Genomic DNA, 20,355 nt, shown 5'->3' on the forward strand with positions numbered 1-20,355 from the left:
AATGCGCGACACCTCCGGGTGCGGAGGCCACCACTGGGGGTTCTGGTTGGTGCCGACCGTGCGCGGCAGAGTAGGGGACAAGCAAGAACGTAACGCTTCACCAGCCGCGAGCGAAGAAACCGAGGAGGCCATCATGACGAACACCCCGGTTGCACATGAGCACGAAGGTCGTCGTCTCACGGTCAGGACCGACGACGGGGTCCCGCTCGCGGTTCGCGAGTTCGGTTCGCCCGACGCGGCCACCACGGTGGTGTTCGTCCACGGTCACTGCCTGCGCACCGAATCCTGGTGGGCACTGCGCGAACAGCTGGTCCGCTTCTGGCGCAACGATGTTCGCATGGTCTTCTACGATCACCGGGGGCACGGCGAGTCGGGGGAGGCGCCGGCCGCCACCTACACGATCGATCAGCTCGGCCGCGACCTCGGCTCCGTCCTGGACGCCGTCGCACCGCACGGTCCGGTCGTCCTCGTCGGGCACTCGATGGGCGGGATGACCGCACTGTCCTACACGCGGCAGAACCCGCACACGATCGGCTCGCGGATCGTGGGCATGGCCCTGATCTCCACCGCAGCGTGCGATCTCGCCGAGGCCGGTCTCGGTCGCCACCTGCGCAGCCCGGCGGTGTCGCTGTTCCGCACCGCGGTGCGGCGGGCACCGCGGGTCGTGCACGGATCGAAGCGGGTGGGTCGCACCGTCTGCACGGCGATCGCCCGCGCGGCGAGCGCCCGCAACCGGGTCGTCGATCCGCGGCTCGCGGCTCTGGTCTCGGCCATGGTCAACACGACGTCCGTCGTCACCATGTCGAGCTTCCTCGAGTCCCTGCTCGGGTTCGACGAGCGGCACTCCCTGACGGCGCTCGCGCACATTCCGTCACTGATCCTGTGCGGCTCGGTCGACATGCTGACCCCGTTCCAGCATTCCGTCGCGATGGCCTCGAAGCTCCCCGCTTCGGAACTCGTGAGCGTCGACGGCGCGGGACACTCGGTGATCCTCGACCGCGCGGCCGACGTCGCGCTCGCCATCATCGGACTCGTCGAGCGAATCGCCCACGGTGAGACGGCCGCGCGCGACCGCGAGCTGATGGCCGCGTGCTGATCAGAGATCGCGCTCGTTGATGATGCCGCTGCGCATGGCCCGCTCGGCCAGGCTGACCCGCTTCTGATTCTGCGGGAGATCGCCGACGCCGAACTTCGCGAACAGTGCGCGCAGGTGAGTCTTGATCGCGTCGACGCTGAGGAACAGTTCCTGCGCGATCTGCTGGTTCGAGGCGGGATTCGCGAACGCGGCGCCGTGCTTGTACGGCCTGCAGAGCGCCGTCAGGACCGCCCGCTGGGTGTCGGTGAGGGACCGGACGTCGGGCATGTCGGTCCCCATTCGGGTGGCCTCGTCGAGAGCGCCACCGAATTCCAGGTACCGGATCTTGGTTCCGCCGATGCGGATGCTGTCGCCCTGCCGGAGCCGCCGCCTGCCCGCGAGCCGCTCGCCGTTGACGAACGTGCCGTTACGGGAAAGTCCGTCGTCGAGGATGGTCCAGTGCGAGCCGACGCATTCGAGCACGGCATGGAGTCGCGAGACCTCGTCGTCCTCCGTGAGAAGGAGATCGGAGCCGGGCGACCGTCCGATCGTGACGCGCGCGGAAGTGGGGGAGAGGTCCACGGTGTGGTGGTGACCCTCCCTGTCGGAATAGCTCAGTCGAGACTCAACGGCTCGGTCCACGGGGACACCCCTTCCGCACGCTTCCATCGTGCCCTCCAGTGTGTCCGATGAGCAAGATCAAGAGCGGAAATCGCCGATCACGGATCAGTTCTCGGAGCCTGCGGCGTCCAGGGTGTTTCCGAATGCGCACACGGCGAGTTCCTCGAGCGCCGGATCCTGCCCGGCATGCTCGGGTACCTGCATGGCGAGCAGGGTGTTGAGCAGCATTCCGTTGGCGATGAAGATGCGGGCCCGTTCGGGGCTGCAGCCGGTGCGTGTGCGGATCTGCGTGTAGAGCCGGGACATCCAGTCGCGCGCCAGTGCGCCGATCTCCGGGTTCGCGCCGGACGTGAAGCCGTGCATCATCACGAGCAGGAGGTCGCGGTCCTCGAGCAACTGGGTGTACGCGACGCCCATCGGGAGCCACGACTCGTCGTTCTCGGGGTCGGCGGCGACACCGTCGAACCAGGGCTCGAAGGTGTCGAGAATCCGCGACATCGCGCGGTCGAAGACGTCGGCGAACAGCCGCGATTTCGAACCGAACATGCGGACCACGTACGGCTGCGACACGCCCGCCTCGCGTGCGACGGCGTCGGTGCTGGTGCCGTGATAACCGTCCCTGGCGAACGCGCGGGAGGCGGCGGCCAATACGAGTTCGCGCCGTTCCGTCGCGCTCATACGGGTCTGTTTCACGGGCGGTGCCATGTTGACATGTTATCAGTTGATTACTAGTCTGCGAAATAAGTAATCATCTGATGCTTACAACTTCTGATTTCCTCTACCCACGACTCGGATGTGAGGTCCCGTCATGACGACACTCTCCGAACGCCTCGAACACGAATCGGCGCCGCCGCCCCCGGGGCATCGCAGCGGCCGGACGGTGCCGGTGTGGCTGGCGATCGCCGCCGCCTCGATCCCGATGTTCATGGCCACCCTCGACAACCTGGTGATGACCAGCGCCCTGCCGGTGATCCAACGCGACCTGAGTGCGTCGGTGGGGCAGTTGCAGTGGTTCATGAACGCCTACACGCTGGCCTTTGCGACCTTGATGCTGACGCTGTCGGCGCTGGGCGACCGGCTCGGCCGCCGGCGTGTATTCCTCTGGGGCATAGTGCTCTTCGCGCTGGCATCGATCGCCTCGGCGCTGTCGACCACCTCCGAGATGCTGATCGCGGCGCGTGCCGTCCAGGGCGTCGGCGCGGCCGCGATCATGCCACTCTCCCTCACCCTGCTCGCCGGCGCCGTGCCGCTCGCCAAGCGGGCCCTCGCCATCGGGATCTGGGGCGGCGTCTCGGGCCTCGGAATCGCTCTCGGCCCGGTGATCGGCGGCGCCGTCGTCGACGGGGTGTCGTGGCAGGCCGTGTTCTGGATCAACGTTCCCGTCGCCGCGGTCGCGATCCCGTTGGCGCTCTATGCGCTCGGCGAGTCGAAGGGGAAGCGGCAACCGCTGGATCCGCTCGGCGTCGTGTTGGCCGGCGCCGCGGTGTTCCTCGGAGTCTGGGGCATCGTGCACGGCAACGACGACGGCTGGACCGATGCCACGGTTCTCGGCGCCCTCGTCGCGGCGGTGGTGCTGCTCGTGGCGTTCGTGGTGCGCGAGTTGCGCACACCGTTTCCGGTGATGCCGCTGCGGCTGTTCCGGTCCCGCCAGTTCTCCCTGGCCAACGTGATCGGGCTGACGTTCACGCTGGGAATGATGGGTGCCGTCTTCCTCCTGTCGCAGTACCTCCAGATCGTCATGGGGTATACCCCGTTCGAGGCAGGCCTGCGGACGCTCCCGTGGACGGCGGCCCCCATGGTGGTGGCGCCGATCGCAGGGTTGCTCGCGCCTCGGCTGGGCGTCCGGACGCTCCTCGTCACCGGCCTGGTGCTGCAGGGACTGTCACTGCTCTGGATGGCGTCGCTCATCGTTCCCGGCGCCACCTACTCCAGTATGGTGCCGGCGTTCGTGATGGCCGGTGCGGGAATGGGTCTGACGTTCGCCCCCAACGCGACCGCCGTCCTCGCCGACATGCCCGAGGCCGACCACGGCACGGCCAGTTCGACCAACGCGACGCTCCGGGAGATCGGAGTCGCGCTGGGGATCGCGTTGCTGACCGCGGTGTTCCTCGGGGCGGGCGGCAGTCTCACGCCGACGGGATACATCGACGCCCTCGCGCCGGCCCTGTACGTGGGAGCCGGATCCGTGGCGGTCGCGGTCGTCGCCGCCGCCCTCATGCCCGGACGATCGAAGGCGGTCCTGGCGTCGACGTGAAAGTCGACCTGAGCGGGCCGGGCCGGTCGTCAGTCCTGCCAGCCCGGCCGGACCAGGCCCCACTCGTACGCCAGGACCACCAGTTGGGTGCGGTCCCTGGCACCGAGTTTCAGCAGAATCCGGCTGACGTGCGTGCGGGCGGTGGCCGGGCTCAGGAACAGCCGCGAACCGATCTCGGCGTTGGTGAGACCCTCGGCGATCAGGATCATCACCTCGCGTTCACGATCGGTGAGGTCGTCGAGGCGACTGGACTGGGGCGGCCGTTTGGCGTGAGTCGCGAACTCCGCGACCAGCTTCCGCGTGACGGACGGCGACAGCAGGGCATCCCCGTCGGCCACCACGCGGACCGCCCGCACCAGTTCGGCGGGCTCGGTGTGTTTGACGAGAAAACCCGTCGCCCCCGCGCGCATGGCCTCGAACACGTACTCGTCCAGTTCGAACGTGGTGAGCACCACCACCCGCACACCGGACAGCGCAGGATCAGAAGCGATCCGCCGGGTCGCCTCCAGTCCGTCGAGCACCGGCATCCGGATGTCCATGAGGACGACGTCGGGAACCAGTGTGCGAGTCAGGCTCACCGCCTGCTCCCCGTTCTCGGCCTGACCGGCCACGGTGATGTCCGGCTGGGCGTCGAGCAGGGCGGCGAAACCCGCCCGCACGAGGGCCTGGTCGTCGGCGACGAGGACGCGAATCGTCATGCCCGGCCCGCCGGGTCGTGGGCGAGGGGGAGCGTCGCCTGCACCCGGAAACCGCCGCCCGGTCCGCTCCCGGCGGTCAGCTCACCACCGAGGGCGCGGGCGCGTTCCCGCATGCCGGGGATGCCGTTTCCGCCGCCACCGGTCGATGCGCCGTCCGGGCCTCGTCCGTCGTCATCGATCCGGACGCGGACGGACGTGGGTGAGTACGTCACCGTGACATCGGCCGACGAGCCGCCGGAGTGGCGGGCCACGTTGGTCAGCGACTCCTGCACGATGCGCGCCGCAGCGACGTCGACCACGACGGGCAACGGCCGCGGTGCGCCCTCGACGACCGTCGTCACCGCGAGACCCGCGGCGCGGGCGCGCTCGACCACGCTGTCCAGGTCCCCGATCCCGGCGGTGGGCGCGGTGGGCGGGCTGTCGTCGCCGCCGCGCAGCGACGCCAGCAGCGCGTGGACGTCGCCGATCGCGTCGCGGCTCGCGACCTTGATCGCGGACAGTGCCTCCTGCGACTGTTCGGGTCTGCTGTCCCACAGCTCGAGTGCGACCGACGCCTGCACGTTGATGAGCGAAAGACTGTGTGCCAGAACATCGTGCAGCTCACGGGCGATCGCGAGCCGCTCCTCGCTGGCCCGGCGGCGCTGCTCGTCCAGGGTGCTGCGTTGCGCCGCCTCGGCGCGTTGCCTGCGGGCGTCGAGCGTCCCGCGGCGCTGACGGATGATCTCGGCGGCGGCGAGGAGCACCAGCAACCAGGCCGCGATACCGGTGAGGGCGAGGAGCGACGGGGCCTCAGAAGCGGACACCGCCGGCACGGCGAAGACGATCAGCACGTAACCGACCGCGAGGATCGGATACGTGTGCCAGCGCGACCCGGCCGTCGCGGCGCTCAGAAACGCGACCACGAGCGACAGGAACACGGGGCCGTACCCGTAACCCTGGGCGACGTACAGGACCGTGACGGCCAGGACGACGAGCAGGACCGTGACCGGCCACCGTCGCCGGAAGAGCAACGCGAGCGGACCGCACAGCACCAACACGAAGCCCCCCGCGTCCAGCGGCGTCGCCCACGACTGGTTGTGGTTGGCGCCCACACTGCCGACGACCTGCACGATTGCGACGCCCAGCGCGATCAGGGCGTCCCGCGGGGCGATCGACGTGTCCCTCCGGTCGGTGTGCACCACCCGAACGTAGACCGGTTCCGGCGACGCTGTCATCGTCCGCGACACGTACGTGAGGTGACGCGCGCAGGCGGATGTGCGCGTCGTCCGCGGAGTCGAGGCTGGAGTCATGACTTCCGACATCGTGGTCACCGACAGGTTGACCAAACGCTACGGCGAACACACGGCGGTCGACGCCGTCAGCCTGACCGTGCGAACGGGTGAGGTGTACGGGTTCCTCGGCCCGAACGGTGCAGGCAAGACCACCACACTGCGCATGCTCACTGGCCTGGTCCGGCCGACCTCCGGGACCGCGACGCTCTTCGGGTGCGCACCCGGTGACAGCACGGCGGCGGCCCGCACCGGGGTGCTGATCGAAGGCCCCGGCTTCTTCCCCTACCTCTCCGGTCGTGACAACCTGCGGGTACTGAGCAGGTATCGCCGGCTGCCGGACGACGCGGTGGAATCCGCGCTGCACCGGGTGGGCCTGCGCGATCGCGGACACGACCGTTTCCGCACCTACTCGCTCGGGATGAAGCAGCGTCTCGGTGTCGCGGCCGCACTTCTCGGCGAACCCGACCTGCTGATCCTGGACGAACCCACCAACGGGCTCGACCCGGCCGGGATGGCCGAGATGCGGGAACTGATAGTCGAACTCGCCGATTCCGGGCATTCCGTCATGCTCTCCAGCCACATGCTCAGCGAGGTGCAGGAGATCTGCGATCGCGTCGGCGTGATCTCGCGCGGGGAGCTGATCGCGCAGTCCACCGTCGCCGAACTGCGCGGTGGCACCAGCCTGCTGGTGCGCGCCGATCCGAGGGAACGGGCGGCGGTGGTGCTCGAGGAGCTGCTGGGACCCGACGTCGTCGACACGCGGGGGGACGCGCTCGCCGTCGCCGTGTCGCCGGAACTGGCGCCGAAGGTGGCCCGTGTTCTCGTCGACGCGGGAATAGACCTGTACGAGTTGTCCCGGCGGGAGCGGTCGCTCGAGGACGTCTTCTTCGCGATGACGTCGGACGGCAGTCCCGGCGACCGCACGGCAAGCAACGATCCGAGGAGAATGTCATGAACGCAGTGATCGCCAGCACCCGAGCCGAGCTTCTCCGACTGCGGAAATGGCCGTCCATGTGGGTGCTGCTCGCCGCGTGGATCGTGCTGAACCTGGTCTTCGTCTACCTGTTCAACTACATCACGTTCAAGACCGGCGGCACTACCGACATGGCGTCGTCCGCGCCCCCGGACGTGCTGCTCGCGCAGATGCTGCCCTCGGCGGTGCCCCAGGTGTTCACCCAGGGCATGGCTATGTTCGGAGGTGCGCTGATGCTCATCCTCGGCGCCCTCACCATCGGCAGCGGCTACGGGTGGGGGACGTGGAAGACCGTGTTCACCCAGGGGCCTTCGCGATCGGCCGCACTCGCCGGAACGCTCCTCGCGTTGCTGACCGTGGTGATCGGACTCGTCCTCACCGTGGCGGCAGTCGACGTCGGGGTGGCCACCGTCATCGCCACGGTCGAGTCGGAGCCGGCGAATCTGCCTGCCGCCTCACCGATGCTGAAGGCGCTCGCCTCCGGGATGCTCATCCTCGCCATGTGGACCGCTGCCGGTGTCCTCGTCGGCGCCCTCGCGCGGGGGCCCGCGTTGTCCGTCGGTCTCGGCCTCGTGTGGGTGCTGGTGGTCGAAAACCTGCTCCGCGGAGTCGCCGCCATCCTCGACCCCGTGTCGGTGGTGACGGACCTCCTCCCCGGCACCGCCGCGGGCTCGCTGGCCGGCTCCCTCCGCGACTTCGGCGGCGACACCACCCCCGGTGTCCTGAACATCCTCGACGGCAGCACGTCGGTACTCGTCCTGGCCGGTTACGTCGCCGCATTTGCGGTGGGCACGCTCTGGCTCGTCCGCCGCCGCGACGTGAACTGAGAGTCGGCGACTCAGAACAGGGGGCCGCCGCCGAACGGTTCCCGGTGCGACGGCGGGGTGCGGCCCTGCGTGTCGGTGATGCCGTATTCGACGGCCAGCTCCGCCGTCACGAACGTGTGGCCGCTCCGCTCGGGCAGGGTGGGGTCCGCGGTGAGGGCGCAGATCACCTCGCCGACGAACTCCGGAGACTCGGCGTCCGCGACGGGAAAGCCGGCGATGGTCTCCATCCCGCTGGCGACGATCATCTCCGTGCGCACGATGCCCGGCCACAGTGAGACCGCACGGACGTCGTGCGGCGCCAGCTCCGCAGCCATGTCGCTGGCCATCTTGTCCAACCCGGCCTTGGACATGCCGTAGAGCACCGAGTGCAGATGCCCCCGGGTTCCGAACGACGAGATATTCGCGATCAACCCGCACCGCCGGGGCACCATCAACCGGGCTGCCTCCACGGACGCGACGTAGTGGGCGCGCAGTCCGACGCCGATCAGCGAGTCCCAGTCGTCGAGGGGTCGTTCCCAGAACGGTGTGCTGAACCCGCCGAATCCCTCGGGTGCGGCCCACACGTTGTTGACCAGCAAGTCGAGTCGGCCCGCCTGCTCGTCCGAGATCCGGGTGAACAGGGTGTGCACCTCCTCGTCGACGCGGTGATCGCAGGCCACCGCGATGCCGGTGCCCCCGGCGTCGGTGACCGCTCGCGCCGACGCCGACAGCGGACTGTCCGCGGTGACCGGGCCGCGCCCGGTGACGTAAACGGTCCACCCGGCGGCTCCCAGCGAGGTCGCGACACCCTTGCCGACGCCGCGGCTTCCCCCGGTGACCAGTGCTACCCCGGCGCTCACTGGACGACCGCCGTGTCCTCGGTGAGCGGGCGGGTGATCGACCATCGAGTGGTGAAGTGGCATCGCGACATTCGCCAGACGCCGTCCTCGAACCGGTAGGCGTCGTCGTACTCGCCGGCGGACACCATCTCCGTCCGCTTCAGCAGATCGACCTGGCGGAACTGCAGCGTCCACGTACCGGTCGCCTCGGTGTCGCCGTGCAGCACGATGTCCGGATGGAAGCCGTGGTGCATGTCCAGAATCACGTGCTTGCCGTCCACCTCGTGAAGCGCGATCCTGCGGAAGATGTCCGTGAGCCGGTCGGCGTCGTCGAACCGGCCGAGCGGGCCGAAGTCGACGGACGCCCCGGACGCGACGAAGCAGGCACGGAACGCGTCCGGGTCCTTGCCGTCGCACGCTCGCCAGTAGCGGTACTTGAGGGCCTTGATCGCGGTCACCCGCTCCAGGTCCGCCACACGCTGCTCCACCGAGCGTTCGTCCACGCCGCCGTCCTCCCGTTGCCGTTCAGTGTGTCGGGAGAGACGCTAGGCCGGGAGCGCGCCGGGTGGGGGCACATTCCCGGTGGGCGGGAACCTGCGCGTCAGGGCTGGCCGGGAAACGGGTCGGTCACCGGATCGGTTCCGAGGGCCACCCGCCAGGTGGCCTCCCGGACGGCGGTGTCGGTCAGCGCGGTCACGCCGAGCGTGCGGGTGTCCGGCGTCTCGCCGTGCTCGACGACCGCCCGCCACGCGACGGCGGTGTCCGCCTCGACCTGGGCCGCGAGTTGCGCGGCGGTGATCGGGTCGGCGACCGGGAACGGCAGCGTGTAGCCCGCTTCGGCGGCCGGGGCCGTCAGGCCCGCCGCGGTCAGCGTGTCCAGGAGTTCGTCCCGGCGGGCCCGGTGGGCCGCGGCGGCGGTGGCCACCTGCGCCGCCCGGGTGGGGTTCGAGAAGGCGGCGACGACCCCGTAGGCGAACACCGCGGAATGTTCGGCGGCCAGCGCGTCGCCGAGGGTCCTGCTCTCGGCTTCGGTGGGTGTCGTCACGGCAGCACCACCGCCAGGTACGTTCCGCACGCGGCGCTGATCGACGCACACAGTCCCGCGCGGTACCCGGTCAGCGCGCGGGCCGAGTCGGCCGCACTGCGCTGCGACTCGGCCAGGTCGGCCCGCAACTGCTCGAGACCGGGCGGAGGTGCGGGTGCGGTCGGTGTCGCCGACGGGGGAGCGGACGTCGTCGGTGCGGTGCCGTCCGGGTACGTTCCTGCGGCCCTGGCGATTTCGGCGTCCAACGCGTCGGCGTGCGCGGTCCGCTGGGCGCGCACCAGTTCGAGTGCGGCGCCACGGTCGGGCAGCAGTGCGATGGTCGCCGCCGCGCCCGCGGCGTCGCGACGCGCCAGACGCGACTGCGCGAGCAGTGAATCGACCTCGACATCGGCGTCCTCGCCGTCGGCGCATCCCGCCAGAAGGGGGACGCTCGCGACGCCGAACGCGGAGGCTGCTGCGAACCGGAGAGCGGTGCGCCGGGACACGGCCGGACCGGAAGTCGGGGGCCGGGAGACGGTGGGCATGAGCACCGGTCCATGGTGCCAGGTCGGGCCGCGATCCCGGGAATCGAGCACCGGGGCTGGTCACGGGCGCCTCGAATCGGCGTTACTCTTAGATGCTCGAACCCGTCCCGGCGGGTTCGAGGCGCTGCCCTGTGCGGCACGATGACCTGCAGACCACGACACACGACGAGCGACAACTGAAACGAGGAGCTTCCCCGATGCCGGTTCCATCCAAGGAGAGGGTGACGGAGCTCATCTCCGATCTGGTGCAACGTCAGGGCTACGACGTGGAGGATGTTGCGGTCACCCTCGCGGGTAAGCACAGCGCGGTCCGGATCATGGTGGACAGCGACGCCGGACTCGAACTCGACGCGGTCGCGAACCTGAGCCACGCGATCTCCGAGGTCTTCGATTCGGTGTCCGATTTCGGGGAGTCCCCGTACACGCTCGAGGTCACCTCTCCCGGTATCGACCGGCCGCTCACGCACGAGCGGCACTGGCGCCGTGCCCGCGGCCGCAAGGCCCGCATCGACCTCGCGCACGAGACCGTCGTGGGCCGGATCGGGGCCCTCGACGGCGACTCGGTCGCGGTGGTGATCGGCTCGCGCACCGGTCCGGACGTTCGGCGCATCGCGCTCCCGGATATTCAGAAAGCTGTTGTGCAGGTGGAATTCTCGAAACCCGACCCGAGGGAGCTGGAACTCGCGGGCGGGATACCCGAGGGTCGCGTGGCACCTGCGGACGCCGACGCGTCGGAAGATGAAGAAGTAGTAGAGGGGCTGGACAAGTGAATATCGACATTGCGGCGCTGCGCGCCATCGAAGCCGACAAGGGCATCTCGATCGAGACCGTCATCTCGACGATCCAGACGGCGCTGCTCACCGCCTACCGGCACACCGAAGGGCACAAGCAGCACGCCCGGATCGACGTCGACACCAAGAGCGGCATCGTGCGGGTGATGGCACACGACGTCGACGCCGACGGCAACATGGTCGGCGAGGAATGGGACGACACCCCGGAAGGGTTCGGCCGGATCGCCGCGACCACCGCGCGCCAGGTCATCCTCCAGCGGCTGCGCGACGCCGAGCACGAGCGGAGCTTCGGCGAGTACTCCACCCACGAGGGTGAGATCGTCGGCGGCGTGATCCAGCGCGACACGAGGGCGAACTCGCGCGGCATGGTCGTGGTGCGGATCGGGAGCGAGGCCAGCGGCGCCGAAGGACTGATCCCGCCCGCCGAGCAGGTGCCCGGGGAGAACTACGAGCACGGCGAGCGGCTCAAGTGCTACGTCGTCGGTGTCGCCCGTGGCCAGCGCGGACCGCAGATCACGTTGTCGCGCACCCACCCGAACCTCGTCCGCAAACTGTTCGCGCTCGAGGTCCCGGAAATCGCGGACGGCTCCGTCGAGATCATCGCCGTCGCCCGCGAGGCCGGCCACCGGTCGAAGATCGCCGTCCAGTCGCGGGTGCAGGGGCTCAACGCGAAGGGTGCGTGCATCGGGCCGATGGGTCAGCGGGTGCGCAACGTGATGAGTGAACTCGCCGGCGAGAAGATCGACATCATCGACTTCGACGACGACCCGGCCCGGTTCGTCGGCAACGCGCTGTCACCGTCGAAAGTGGTCTCCGTCACTGTCGTGGATCCCGAGGCGCGGGCCGCGCGTGTCGTCGTCCCGGACTTCCAGCTGTCCCTCGCCATCGGCAAGGAAGGGCAAAATGCCCGTCTTGCTGCGCGCTTGACCGGTTGGCGGATCGACATCCGCAGCGACGCCGCACCCGCTCCCGAGTCGGCAGGCGGACCCGCCGCGACCAGTCGTTGAGCCGGGAATGCGGAGATCGGGGCAAGTCGGCGGTAGAGTGGTCAATGGTTCAGCATGAGCATCCCGATTCCGCGCGCGTTCCTACCGGTTCACCGGTCCGAACATGCATAGGATGTAGGGAGCGCGCGCTGGCTGTCGATCTGCTCAGGGTTGTGGTTAGTGAGAGCGGGCCGCAAGGTCATGTTCTCGCCCCGGACCCGAGGCGCAGGCTTCCCGGTCGAGGTGCGTGGCTGCACCCCGTCGAGGTTTGCCTGAGTCTCGCGGAACGACGCCGAGCATTCGGCAGAGCGCTGCGAGTGTCCGGAAGTGTCGACACGTCAGAAGTCGACCACTGGGTACGCGCAGGGCACCCACCCAGAGCAGTACCTCTCGAACAGAACAGGCACAAGCACTCATGAGCACACCGTGAAGCACCAGCGATGATCGTCCATCGGAGATAACCCGAGGTCGTGCGGGCCCCTCTCAGGGAGCCTCCTGCTCGACCTCATCAGTGAGGAGAGCAGTGGCAGGCAAGGCCCGCGTGCACGAGTTGGCTAAAGAACTCGGTGTCACAAGTAAAGAACTACTCGCAACGCTCAAGGAGCAGGGCGAGTTCGTGAAGTCGGCGTCCTCCACAGTGGAGGCGCCCGTCGCCAGGCGTCTGCGGGAGTCCTTCCCGTCGGCGAAGTCGGCTGATTCCGCAGCCCGTCCGGCTGCCAAGCCCGGCGAGGGTGCGCCGAGCACCCCCGCGACCTCGGCCAAGCCGGGCGGACCCCGTCCCGGCCCCAAGCCGGCAGCCCCGGCTCCGGCCGCACCCGCTGCAGCAGCACCCGCGGCCACTCCCGAGGCTCAGGCCCCGGCACCGGTCGCACCCGCAGCGAGCGCAGCCATCCCGGCTGCACCGGCGAGCAATGCTCCCAAGCCCGGTCGCCCGACCCCGGCTGCCCCGGCTCCGGCCGCACCCGCAGCCCCGGCCGCCCCGGCGGCCGCCAGTGCCCCCGCGGCTCCGTCCACGGGCGCCAAGCCCGGCGGACCCCGCCCCGGACCGAAGCCCCCGCGCGTCGGTAACAACCCGTACTCCTCGGCTCCCGCCGAGCGTCCGGCACCCCGTCCCGCTCCCGGCGCGCCGCGTCCGGGTGCACCCCGTCCGGCTCCCGGCCAGGGTGGACCTCGTCCCGCACCGGGTCAGGGCGGTCCCCGTCCGGCTCCCGGTCAGGGTGGACCTCGTCCGGCTCCCGGTCAGGGCGGTCCCCGTCCGGCACCGGGTCAGGGTGGACCTCGTCCGAGCCCCGGCTCGATGCCTCCTCGCCCGAACCCGGGCGCGATGCCTGCTCGTTCGGCACGTCCCGCTCCCGGCGGTCGTCCCGGCCGTCCCGGCGGAGCCCCCGGCGGTCGTCCCGGTGGTGGCGGCGGCGGTGGATACCGCGGCGGCGGAGCACCCGGTGCCGGCGCAGGCGCGCCCGGTGGCGGAGCACCCGCAGGTGGTTTCCGCGGTCGTCCCGGTGGCGGTGGACGCCCCGGTCAGCGCGGTGCGGCAGCAGGTGCCTTCGGTCGTCCCGGTGGCGCCCCGCGTCGTGGTCGCAAGTCGAAGCGTCAGAAGCGCCAGGAATACGATTCCATGCAGGCGCCCGCCGTCGGCGGCGTGCGGTTGCCCCGTGGCAACGGCGAGACCATTCGCCTCGCCCGCGGTGCTTCCCTGTCGGACTTCGCGGAGAAGATCGACGCGAACCCCGCAGCATTGGTGCAGGCACTGTTCAACCTCGGCGAGATGGTGACGGCGACCCAGTCGGTCAACGACGAGACGCTGGAACTGCTCGGCGGCGAGATGAACTACGTCGTCCAGGTCGTCAGCCCGGAGGACGAGGACCGCGAGCTGCTCGACAGCTTCGACCTCACCTACGGCGAGGACGAAGGCGGCGAAGAGGACCTCGAGTCCCGCCCGCCGGTGGTCACCGTCATGGGCCACGTCGACCACGGTAAGACCCGACTGCTCGACACGATCCGTAAGGCAAACGTCCGTGAGGGCGAAGCCGGCGGCATCACGCAGCACATCGGTGCCTACCAGGTGCTGACCGAGCTCGACGGCAACGAGCGTCTCGTGACGTTCATCGACACCCCCGGTCACGAGGCCTTCACGGCCATGCGTGCCCGTGGTGCCAAGGCCACCGACCTCGCGATCCTGGTCGTCGCCGCCGACGACGGCGTCATGCCGCAGACGGTGGAAGCGATCAACCACGCCCAGGCGGCCGACGTGCCGATCGTGGTCGCGGTGAACAAGATCGACAAGGAAGGCGCGAACCCGGACAAGATCCGGCAGCAGCTCACCGAGTACGGACTGGTCGCCGAGGAATACGGCGGAGACACCATGTTCGTCGACATCTCGGCGAAGCAGGGCACCAACATCGACGCACTGCTCGAAGCGGTGCTGTTGACGGCGGACGCTGCCCTGGACCTGCGGGCCAACCCGGACATGGACGCTCAGGGTGTCGCCATCGAGGCGCACCTCGACCGTGGACGCGGCCCCGTCGCGACCGTGCTCATCCAGCGCGGAACGCTGCGGGTCGGCGACTCGATCGTGGCCGGCGACGCATACGGACGTGTGCGCCGCATGGTCGACGAGCACGGCGACGACGTGCTCGAGGCCATGCCCTCGCGTCCCGTCCAGGTGGTCGGCTTCACGTCGGTCCCCGGTGCAGGCGACAACCTGCTCGTGGTCGACGAGGACCGCATCGCCCGTCAGATCGCCGACCGGCGCAATGCGCGGAAGCGCAACGCTCTGGCCGCGAAGAGCCGCAAGCGCATCAGCCTCGAGGACCTGGATTCGGCTCTCAAGGAGACGTCGCAGCTCAACCTCATCCTCAAGGGCGACAACTCGGGAACCGTGGAGGCCTTGGAAGAGGCCCTGCACGGCATCGAGATCGACGACGAGGTGCAGTTGCGGGTCATCGACCGTGGTGTCGGTGGCGTCACCGAGACCAACGTCAACCTGGCCGCTGCGTCGAACGCGATCATCATCGGGTTCAACGTGCGCGCCGAGGGCAAGGCGACCGAGTTGGCGAACCGCGAGGGCGTCGACATCCGGTACTACTCGGTGATCTACCAGGCCATCGACGAAGTCGAGAAGGCTCTCAAGGGCATGCTCAAGCCGATCTACGAAGAGGTCGAGCTGGGCAAGGCGGAGATCCGCGCGATGTTCCGTTCGTCCAAGGTCGGCAACATTGCCGGTTGCCTCGTCACCTCGGGTACCATCCGTCGCAATGCGAAGGCCCGGCTGCTGCGTGACAACACGGTTGTCGCCGAGACCGTCACCATCTCCTCGCTGAAGCGGGAGAAGGAGGACGCTGTCGAGGTACGCGAGGGTTACGAGTGCGGTTTGACGCTCACCTACTCCGACATCAAGGTCGGTGACGTCATCGAGGCCTACGAGCTTCGGGAAAAGCCGCGCGACTAGTCGCCATCCGTTTGGGGTGACGTAGCAGCGTCATCCGGCGTGCGCTTCTCCGGCCGAGTCGATCGGCCGGGGGAGCGCACGTCTCCCCGAAGGAGGAAAGTTTGTACGTCGGTGCGCTCGAGCTCGACATCTTGCTCGGTGACGTGCGATCTCTCAAAGAGAAGCGTGCAATGGTCAAACCGGTTCTGGCGGAGCTGCGACGTTACGGCGTCTCGGCGGCGGAGACCGGGGAACAGGATCGGTACCGCCGGTCGATGCTCGGCGTCACGATGGCGAGTTCGGCGGTCGATCACGTACACGAGGTGCTCGACACGTGCGAACGGCACGTCGCCGGGATGCCGGAACTGCAACTCCTTGCGGTCCGGCGAAGGATTTTCGGCCCCGAGGACTGATTCGGAGCGCCCTGCCCGCCCGCCGCGTCCGCGGCCCGGCGTGCAGAATGAACTACAGCTACACCGCAACTTCACAACTTATCGAGCGGCCAGGGAGAGGAGTCTGATTGTCATGGTGGATCCCGCCCGGGCACGAAAACTCGCCAAGCGCATCGGCACGATCGTCGCGACGGCGATCGACCACGAAATCAAGGACCCTCGCCTGGCGTTCGTCACGATCACCGATACCAAGGTGACGGCCGACCTCCACGACGCCACCGTCTACTACACCGTGATGGGCGCCGACCTCGAGTCCGAACCGGACCTCGTGTCCGCGGCCGCGGGACTGGAGAAGGCGAAGGGCGTTCTGCGCTCGAAGGTGGGTGCAGGCACCGGAGTCCGGTTCACGCCGACGCTGACGTTCGTCGCGGACACGGTCCCCGACACGGCACGGCACATGGAGGAACTCCTCGCCCGCGCCCGCGCCGCCGACGACGAGGTCGCGCGGGTCGCGGCCGGTGCGTCGCCGGCCGGTGACCCCGATCCGTACAAGGAACCCCGAGTCGAGGACGCGGACGACGCCGAAGTCGACGAGCCGTCCCGTTCCCGCCAGGCGGACTGACACGAACCGACATGACCCACACTCAGGAGACGTCCCTGTCTGATCTCGATCGCCACGAGGTGTTTCTGCCGCAGGCGGTCGCCGTTCTCGAGAACGCGACGTCGGTGACGATTCTGTGCCACGTCCAACCCGATGCCGACACGATCGGCAGTGGACTCGCCCTGGCATTGGTGCTCGAGCGCAAAGGGATTCCGGTGCAGGTCGCGTTCGGCGCGCCCGACGAACTGCCGGAGTCGATGCGGGAACTGCCGGGCACTCACCTGCTGGTGCCGGCGGACCAGGTGCGCCGCAATGTCGATCTGCTCGTCACCGTCGACTGCGGCAGCGCCGGACGTCTCGGGAAGCTCGCCGACCGGCTCGCGAACGCGGGGGAGACCCTCGTCATCGATCACCACCGGTCCAACACCCGGTTCGGTCGCATGAACCTGATCGACGAGTCGGCGGAGTCGACGACAGCGGTCGTGGCGCAGATGTTCGACGTGTGGGGTGTGGACATCGACGCCGATCTCGCGCACTGCCTGTACGCGGGTCTCGTGACCGACACCGGTTCGTTCCGCTGGGTGCAGCCCGGCACGCACACTCTCGCGGAGCGGCTCCTCGCCACCGGCATCGATGGAGCCCGCATCGCCCGTCGCCTGCTCGACACCCACCCGTTCGGGTGGCTGCCGATGTTGTCGTCGGTGCTCGGGTCGGCGACGCTCGTCCCCGAGGCGGCGGGCGGGCGTGGACTCGTCTACGCCGTCATCCGGCAGGCCTACGTCGGGGATCTGCGCTCGGAGGAGATCGAGAGCGTCATCGACATCGTCCGGACGACGTCCGAGGCGGAGGTCGCGGCGGTCCTCAAGGAGGCGGCCGACGGCACGTATTCGGTGTCGCTGCGGTCGAAGTCCGACGTGGACGTCTCGATCGTCGCCGGGTACCTCGGCGGCGGCGGTCACCGGTTCGCTGCCGGCTACACGGCCGTGACTTCGGCGGACGAGATCGTGACCGCGCTCGTCGAATCGCTCGGCTGAGGTCCGAAATCGTTGGCTGAGGTTTCGGAGATCACGGGCGACGCGACCGCCCGGACGGTGTTCGGGCTGGCGTTGCCGGCGCTCGGTGTGCTCGCGGCCGAACCGATCTATCTGCTTTTCGACATCGCCGTCGTCGGCCGGCTGGGTGCGCTGGCGCTCGCGGGTCTTGCCGTCGGCGGTCTGATCCTCGCTCAGGTCAGCACCCAGCTGACGTTCCTGTCCTACGGCACGACGGCGCGCGCGTCCCGCATGCACGGCGCCGGCGACGAGCGCGGCGCGGTCCGGGAGGGCGTGCAGGCCACGTGGCTGGCGCTGGGCATCGGCGCGGTGGTGATCGCGCTGGTCCACCTGTTCGGACGGCCGGTCACGTCGGCGATCGCCGGCGGCTCCGACATCGCCGCGGCCGCCGGGAGCTGGTTGCGGATCGCCGTGTTCGGCGCCCCGCTGATCCTGATCGCGATGGCAGGCAACGGCTGGATGCGCGGTGTGCAGAACACGGTGCGGCCCCTGCGATTCGTGATCGCCGGTCTCGTCGTGTCCGCTGTCGCCTGCCCCGTGCTGGTGCACGGATTGTGGGGCGCGCCGCGGCTGGAACTCGAGGGCTCGGCGGTCGCGAACGTGATCGGGCAGGCTGTGTCCGCGAGTCTGTTCGTCGGGGCGCTGGTGGTGGAGCGGGTGCCGTTGCGGCCGCGGTGGCACGTCATGCGGGCTCAGATGGTTCTCGGCCGCGACCTAATCCTGCGGAGCCTGGCGTTCCAGGCGTGCTTCCTCTCGGCCGCCGCCGTCGCGTCCCGGTTCGGCGCCGCTGCGGTCGCCGCCCACCAGGTGGTGCTGCAGCTGTGGAACCTCGTGGCCCTCACCCTCGACTCCCTGGCGATCGCCGCACAGGCGCTCGTCGGTGCCGCACTGGGCGCCGGGCACGCCGCCGGCGCGACGCGACTGTCGTGGCGCATCACCCGATGGTCCACGATCTTCGCGACCGGACTCGCCCTGGTCTTCGCCCTCGGCCACGGCGTGATCCCCGAACTGTTCACCTCCGACCGGGCCGTTCTCGACGAGATGGCGGTCGCCTGGTGGTTCTTCGTCGCGATCATGCCGGTGGCCGGCGTCGTGTTCGCGCTCGACGGCGTGCTGCTCGGGGCCGGGGACGTCGCCTTCCTCCGGAACGCCACGCTGGCCTGCGCGCTGGCCGGGTTCCTGCCACTGATCTGGCTGTCGATGCTGAACGACTGGGGCCTGGGGGGAATCTGGACGGGCCTGACGGTGTTCTTAATTCTTCGGATGCTTGCGGTCGTGTGGCGGGTCGGAACGGGCCGCTGGGCAGTGGTCGGGGCCGACCTGCAGGCACGGCACGGATCGGACAGCGGTCCGGCGGCGGAGCACGATCGGAAAGGTGGTTGACGTGGCACCCAAACTGATGGCGGTGAGCGACACCCATGTGGGGCACCGGGGAAACCGTCCGATCACCGAGGACATCTACCCGGACTCGCCCGAGGACTGGCTGATCGTCGCCGGGGACGTCTCGGAGAAGACCGACGACATCCGGTGGGCGCTGAAACTTCTGCGCAGTCGTTTCGCGCAGGTCATCTGGGTTCCGGGCAACCACGAACTGTGGACGACGGCGAAGGACCCGGTGCAGATCCACGGCGCCGCCCGCTACGACTATCTGGTCACCATGTGCCGCGAGATCGGGGTCATCACCCCCGAGGACCCGTTCCCGGTGTGGGAGGCGGAGGACGGCCCGGTGACGCTGGTCCCGATGTTCCTGCTGTACGACTACACGTTCCTGCCCGACGGCGCCACCACGAAGGAGGAGGGCCTCGCGATCGCGCGGGAGAAGAACGTGGTGGCCACGGACGAATTCCTGCTGTCGAGCGAACCGTACGGAACCCGGGACGCGTGGTGCCGCAACCGCGTCGAGACGACGAAGGCGCGGCTGGACGCCCTGCCCGCCGGCACCCGCACGGTTCTGATCAACCACTTCCCGTTGGTGCGTCAGCCGACGCAGGTGCTGTGGTATCCGGAGTTCTCCCTGTGGTGCGGCACCGAACTGACCGCGGACTGGCACACCCGGTACAACGCCGTCTGTGCCGTGTATGGGCATCTGCACATTCCGCGCACCACCTACTACGACGGGGTGCGGTTCGAGGAGGTGTCGCTCGGTTATCCGCGGGAGTGGCAGCGGCGGGGGCTGCCGGACAATCTGCTGCGGCAGATCCTCCCGGTGCCGGAGTATCCGCCGGGCACGCTGAACAAATGGGGCGGCCATTTCAAGGTCACTCCCGAACAGGAAGCCGAAGTGGAGAAGATGCGGGCGAGGGGGGCTCTGTGATCGAGAGAATTCTGCCTGCCGGTGTGGTGTCCTCGGAACTGTTCGAGGATCCGGCGGGGTTGCGTCCGCACCCGCAGGAGGAGGCGCTGATCGGGCGGGCGGTGGAGAAGCGGCGACGCGAATTCACCACCGCACGTCACTGCGCCCGCCTGGCGATGACGAAGCTGGGTGTGGACCAGGCCCCTGTTCTGCGGGGCGACAAGGGTTCCCCCGTGTGGCCGCGCGGGGTGGTGGGGAGCCTCACTCACTGCGACGGTTACCGCGGCGCGGCGCTCGGTTACGCGATGCAGGTGCGGTCCGTCGGCATCGACGCCGAACCGCACGACGCGCTGCCCGACGGGGTGCTGGACGCGGTGAGCCTGCCCGCCGAACGCGACTGGCTGTCGGGTGCGGCGGACTCCGGGCAGTGGCGCTCGGCTACCGGTGATCCGGTGCACCGGGACAGGCTGCTGTTCTGCGCCAAGGAAGCCACGTACAAGGCATGGTTCCCGCTGACCGCCCGGTGGCTCGGGTTCGAGGACGCGCACATCACGTTCGAGGCGTCCGGCGATGGCACGGGCACGTTCCATTCGGATCTCCTCATCTCCGGGGAGACCGTCGACGGACCGCCGCTGGCCTCGTTCGACGGACGGTGGATGGTGTCCGACGGACTCATCATCACCGCCATTGCGGTGCACTGATTT

22 protein-coding genes are annotated in these 20,355 nt (G+C 69.2%); 14 read left to right on the forward strand and 8 right to left on the reverse strand.

What is annotated here, in order from left to right; all coding sequences use genetic code 11:
* Positions 1-133 precede the first annotated feature (133 nt).
* Positions 134-1,096, forward strand: coding sequence for an alpha/beta fold hydrolase (locus CA951_RS04550; RefSeq protein WP_087555722.1), 963 nt, complete (start codon positions 134-136; stop codon positions 1,094-1,096).
* On the opposite strand, the gene CA951_RS04555 is transcribed toward CA951_RS04550, so the two are convergent.
* Positions 1,097-1,744, reverse strand: a complete 648-nt coding sequence (locus CA951_RS04555; protein ID WP_087555723.1) for an FHA domain-containing protein — start codon at positions 1,742-1,744, stop codon at positions 1,097-1,099.
* 57 nt (positions 1,745-1,801) lie between these two features.
* On the reverse strand, positions 1,802-2,401 hold the full coding sequence (locus CA951_RS04560; RefSeq protein WP_087555724.1) for a TetR/AcrR family transcriptional regulator: 600 nt from the start codon (positions 2,399-2,401) through the stop codon (positions 1,802-1,804).
* 103 nt (positions 2,402-2,504) lie between these two features.
* Here CA951_RS04560 and CA951_RS04565 point away from each other — a divergent pair, with 103 nt between their 5' ends.
* On the forward strand, positions 2,505-3,950 hold the full coding sequence (locus CA951_RS04565) for an MFS transporter (protein WP_087555725.1): 1,446 nt from the start codon (positions 2,505-2,507) through the stop codon (positions 3,948-3,950).
* A gap of 29 nt (positions 3,951-3,979) precedes the next feature.
* Here CA951_RS04565 and CA951_RS04570 read toward each other — a convergent pair whose 3' ends face one another.
* Together CA951_RS04570 and CA951_RS04575 are read right to left on the reverse strand one after the other, a co-directional pair.
* Complete coding sequence (locus tag CA951_RS04570; RefSeq protein WP_087555726.1) at positions 3,980-4,648, reverse strand: response regulator transcription factor; 669 nt, start codon at positions 4,646-4,648, stop codon at positions 3,980-3,982.
* Positions 4,645-5,937: a sensor histidine kinase gene (locus CA951_RS04575; protein WP_256973319.1), complete on the reverse strand. Its 1,293-nt coding sequence runs from the start codon at positions 5,935-5,937 to the stop codon at positions 4,645-4,647. Before CA951_RS04575 ends, CA951_RS04570 begins: the two co-directional genes overlap by 4 nt.
* On the opposite strand from CA951_RS04575, the gene CA951_RS04580 reads away from it, so the two are divergent.
* Together CA951_RS04580 and CA951_RS04585 are read left to right on the forward strand one after the other, a co-directional pair.
* A complete protein-coding gene (locus CA951_RS04580) occupies positions 5,936-6,874 on the forward strand; it encodes an ABC transporter ATP-binding protein (RefSeq protein WP_087555727.1) in 939 nt (312 codons plus the stop codon). The two genes, CA951_RS04575 and CA951_RS04580, sit on opposite strands and share 2 nt — an antisense overlap.
* Positions 6,871-7,719, forward strand: coding sequence for an ABC transporter permease subunit (locus CA951_RS04585; protein WP_087555728.1), 849 nt, complete (start codon positions 6,871-6,873; stop codon positions 7,717-7,719). Before CA951_RS04580 ends, CA951_RS04585 begins: the two co-directional genes overlap by 4 nt.
* Positions 7,720-7,730: 11 nt before the next feature.
* Here CA951_RS04585 and CA951_RS04590 read toward each other — a convergent pair whose 3' ends face one another.
* The 4 genes from CA951_RS04590 to CA951_RS04605 form a co-directional block, all read right to left on the reverse strand.
* Positions 7,731-8,558, reverse strand: a complete 828-nt coding sequence (locus CA951_RS04590) for an SDR family NAD(P)-dependent oxidoreductase (protein WP_087555729.1) — start codon at positions 8,556-8,558, stop codon at positions 7,731-7,733.
* Positions 8,555-9,040 carry a nuclear transport factor 2 family protein gene (locus CA951_RS04595; RefSeq protein WP_087555730.1) on the reverse strand — a complete coding sequence of 162 codons (486 nt, stop codon included), beginning with the start codon at positions 9,038-9,040 and terminating at the stop codon, positions 8,555-8,557. The genes CA951_RS04590 and CA951_RS04595 overlap by 4 nt, the downstream gene beginning before the upstream one ends.
* 98 nt (positions 9,041-9,138) lie before the next feature.
* Positions 9,139-9,582, reverse strand: a complete 444-nt coding sequence (locus CA951_RS04600; protein WP_087555731.1) for a ferritin-like domain-containing protein — start codon at positions 9,580-9,582, stop codon at positions 9,139-9,141.
* Positions 9,579-10,106 carry a hypothetical protein gene (locus tag CA951_RS04605; protein ID WP_087555988.1) on the reverse strand — a complete coding sequence of 176 codons (528 nt, stop codon included), beginning with the start codon at positions 10,104-10,106 and terminating at the stop codon, positions 9,579-9,581. The genes CA951_RS04600 and CA951_RS04605 overlap by 4 nt, the downstream gene beginning before the upstream one ends.
* A gap of 197 nt (positions 10,107-10,303) precedes the next feature.
* On the opposite strand from CA951_RS04605, the gene rimP reads away from it, so the two are divergent.
* The 10 genes from rimP (at position 10,304) to npt (ending at position 20,352) form a co-directional block, all read left to right on the forward strand.
* A complete protein-coding gene (gene rimP, locus CA951_RS04610) occupies positions 10,304-10,876 on the forward strand; it encodes a ribosome maturation factor RimP (RefSeq protein WP_087555732.1) in 573 nt (190 codons plus the stop codon).
* On the forward strand, positions 10,873-11,904 hold the full coding sequence (nusA, locus tag CA951_RS04615) for a transcription termination factor NusA (RefSeq protein WP_087555733.1): 1,032 nt from the start codon (positions 10,873-10,875) through the stop codon (positions 11,902-11,904). The genes rimP and nusA overlap by 4 nt, the downstream gene beginning before the upstream one ends.
* A gap of 44 nt (positions 11,905-11,948) precedes the next feature.
* Positions 11,949-12,302, forward strand: a complete 354-nt coding sequence (locus CA951_RS04620; protein WP_072937877.1) for a YlxR family protein — start codon at positions 11,949-11,951, stop codon at positions 12,300-12,302.
* A 104-nt stretch (positions 12,303-12,406) separates the two neighbouring features.
* Positions 12,407-15,334 (forward strand): translation initiation factor IF-2, encoded by a 2,928-nt coding sequence (gene infB / locus CA951_RS04625; protein ID WP_087555734.1) that lies wholly within the window; start codon positions 12,407-12,409, stop codon positions 15,332-15,334.
* Between the two features lie 101 nt (positions 15,335-15,435).
* Positions 15,436-15,726 carry a DUF503 domain-containing protein gene (locus tag CA951_RS04630; protein WP_015890369.1) on the forward strand — a complete coding sequence of 97 codons (291 nt, stop codon included), beginning with the start codon at positions 15,436-15,438 and terminating at the stop codon, positions 15,724-15,726.
* Between the two features lie 112 nt (positions 15,727-15,838).
* Positions 15,839-16,327 carry a 30S ribosome-binding factor RbfA gene (gene rbfA / locus CA951_RS04635; RefSeq protein ID WP_015890370.1) on the forward strand — a complete coding sequence of 163 codons (489 nt, stop codon included), beginning with the start codon at positions 15,839-15,841 and terminating at the stop codon, positions 16,325-16,327.
* 11 nt (positions 16,328-16,338) lie between these two features.
* Positions 16,339-17,340 (forward strand): bifunctional oligoribonuclease/PAP phosphatase NrnA, encoded by a 1,002-nt coding sequence (locus CA951_RS04640; RefSeq protein ID WP_087555735.1) that lies wholly within the window; start codon positions 16,339-16,341, stop codon positions 17,338-17,340.
* Between the two features lie 12 nt (positions 17,341-17,352).
* Positions 17,353-18,741 (forward strand): MATE family efflux transporter, encoded by a 1,389-nt coding sequence (locus CA951_RS04645; RefSeq protein ID WP_087555736.1) that lies wholly within the window; start codon positions 17,353-17,355, stop codon positions 18,739-18,741.
* Position 18,742: 1 nt separating this feature from the next.
* On the forward strand, positions 18,743-19,672 hold the full coding sequence (locus CA951_RS04650; RefSeq protein WP_087555737.1) for a metallophosphoesterase: 930 nt from the start codon (positions 18,743-18,745) through the stop codon (positions 19,670-19,672).
* Positions 19,669-20,352 carry a 4'-phosphopantetheinyl transferase Npt gene (gene npt, locus CA951_RS04655; protein WP_087555738.1) on the forward strand — a complete coding sequence of 228 codons (684 nt, stop codon included), beginning with the start codon at positions 19,669-19,671 and terminating at the stop codon, positions 20,350-20,352. The genes CA951_RS04650 and npt overlap by 4 nt, the downstream gene beginning before the upstream one ends.
* The last annotated feature ends 3 nt before the right edge of the window (positions 20,353-20,355 follow it).

The sequence above is a fragment of the Rhodococcus sp. NCIMB 12038 genome, assembly GCF_002165735.1.
GTDB lineage: Bacteria > Actinomycetota > Actinomycetes > Mycobacteriales > Mycobacteriaceae > Rhodococcus_F.

What these genes read in the sequence shown, in the direction of transcription:
- CA951_RS04550 (WP_087555722.1), top strand. Translation starts at nt 134, where the DNA reads ATGACGAACACCCCGGTTGCACATGAGCACGAAGGTCGTCGTCTCACG.
- CA951_RS04555 (WP_087555723.1), bottom strand. Translation starts at nt 1,744, where the DNA reads ATGGAAGCGTGCGGAAGGGGTGTCCCCGTGGACCGAGCCGTTGAGTCT.
- CA951_RS04560 (WP_087555724.1), bottom strand. Translation starts at nt 2,401, where the DNA reads ATGGCACCGCCCGTGAAACAGACCCGTATGAGCGCGACGGAACGGCGC.
- CA951_RS04565 (WP_087555725.1), top strand. Translation starts at nt 2,505, where the DNA reads ATGACGACACTCTCCGAACGCCTCGAACACGAATCGGCGCCGCCGCCC.
- CA951_RS04570 (WP_087555726.1), bottom strand. Translation starts at nt 4,648, where the DNA reads ATGACGATTCGCGTCCTCGTCGCCGACGACCAGGCCCTCGTGCGGGCG.
- CA951_RS04580 (WP_087555727.1), top strand. Translation starts at nt 5,936, where the DNA reads ATGACTTCCGACATCGTGGTCACCGACAGGTTGACCAAACGCTACGGC.
- CA951_RS04575 (WP_256973319.1), bottom strand. Translation starts at nt 5,937, where the DNA reads ATGACTCCAGCCTCGACTCCGCGGACGACGCGCACATCCGCCTGCGCG.
- CA951_RS04585 (WP_087555728.1), top strand. Translation starts at nt 6,871, where the DNA reads ATGAACGCAGTGATCGCCAGCACCCGAGCCGAGCTTCTCCGACTGCGG.
- CA951_RS04605 (WP_087555988.1), bottom strand. Translation starts at nt 10,106, where the DNA reads ATGCCCACCGTCTCCCGGCCCCCGACTTCCGGTCCGGCCGTGTCCCGG.
- rimP (WP_087555732.1), top strand. Translation starts at nt 10,304, where the DNA reads ATGCCGGTTCCATCCAAGGAGAGGGTGACGGAGCTCATCTCCGATCTG.
- CA951_RS04620 (WP_072937877.1), top strand. Translation starts at nt 11,949, where the DNA reads ATGGTTCAGCATGAGCATCCCGATTCCGCGCGCGTTCCTACCGGTTCA.
- rbfA (WP_015890370.1), top strand. Translation starts at nt 15,839, where the DNA reads ATGGTGGATCCCGCCCGGGCACGAAAACTCGCCAAGCGCATCGGCACG.
- CA951_RS04640 (WP_087555735.1), top strand. Translation starts at nt 16,339, where the DNA reads ATGACCCACACTCAGGAGACGTCCCTGTCTGATCTCGATCGCCACGAG.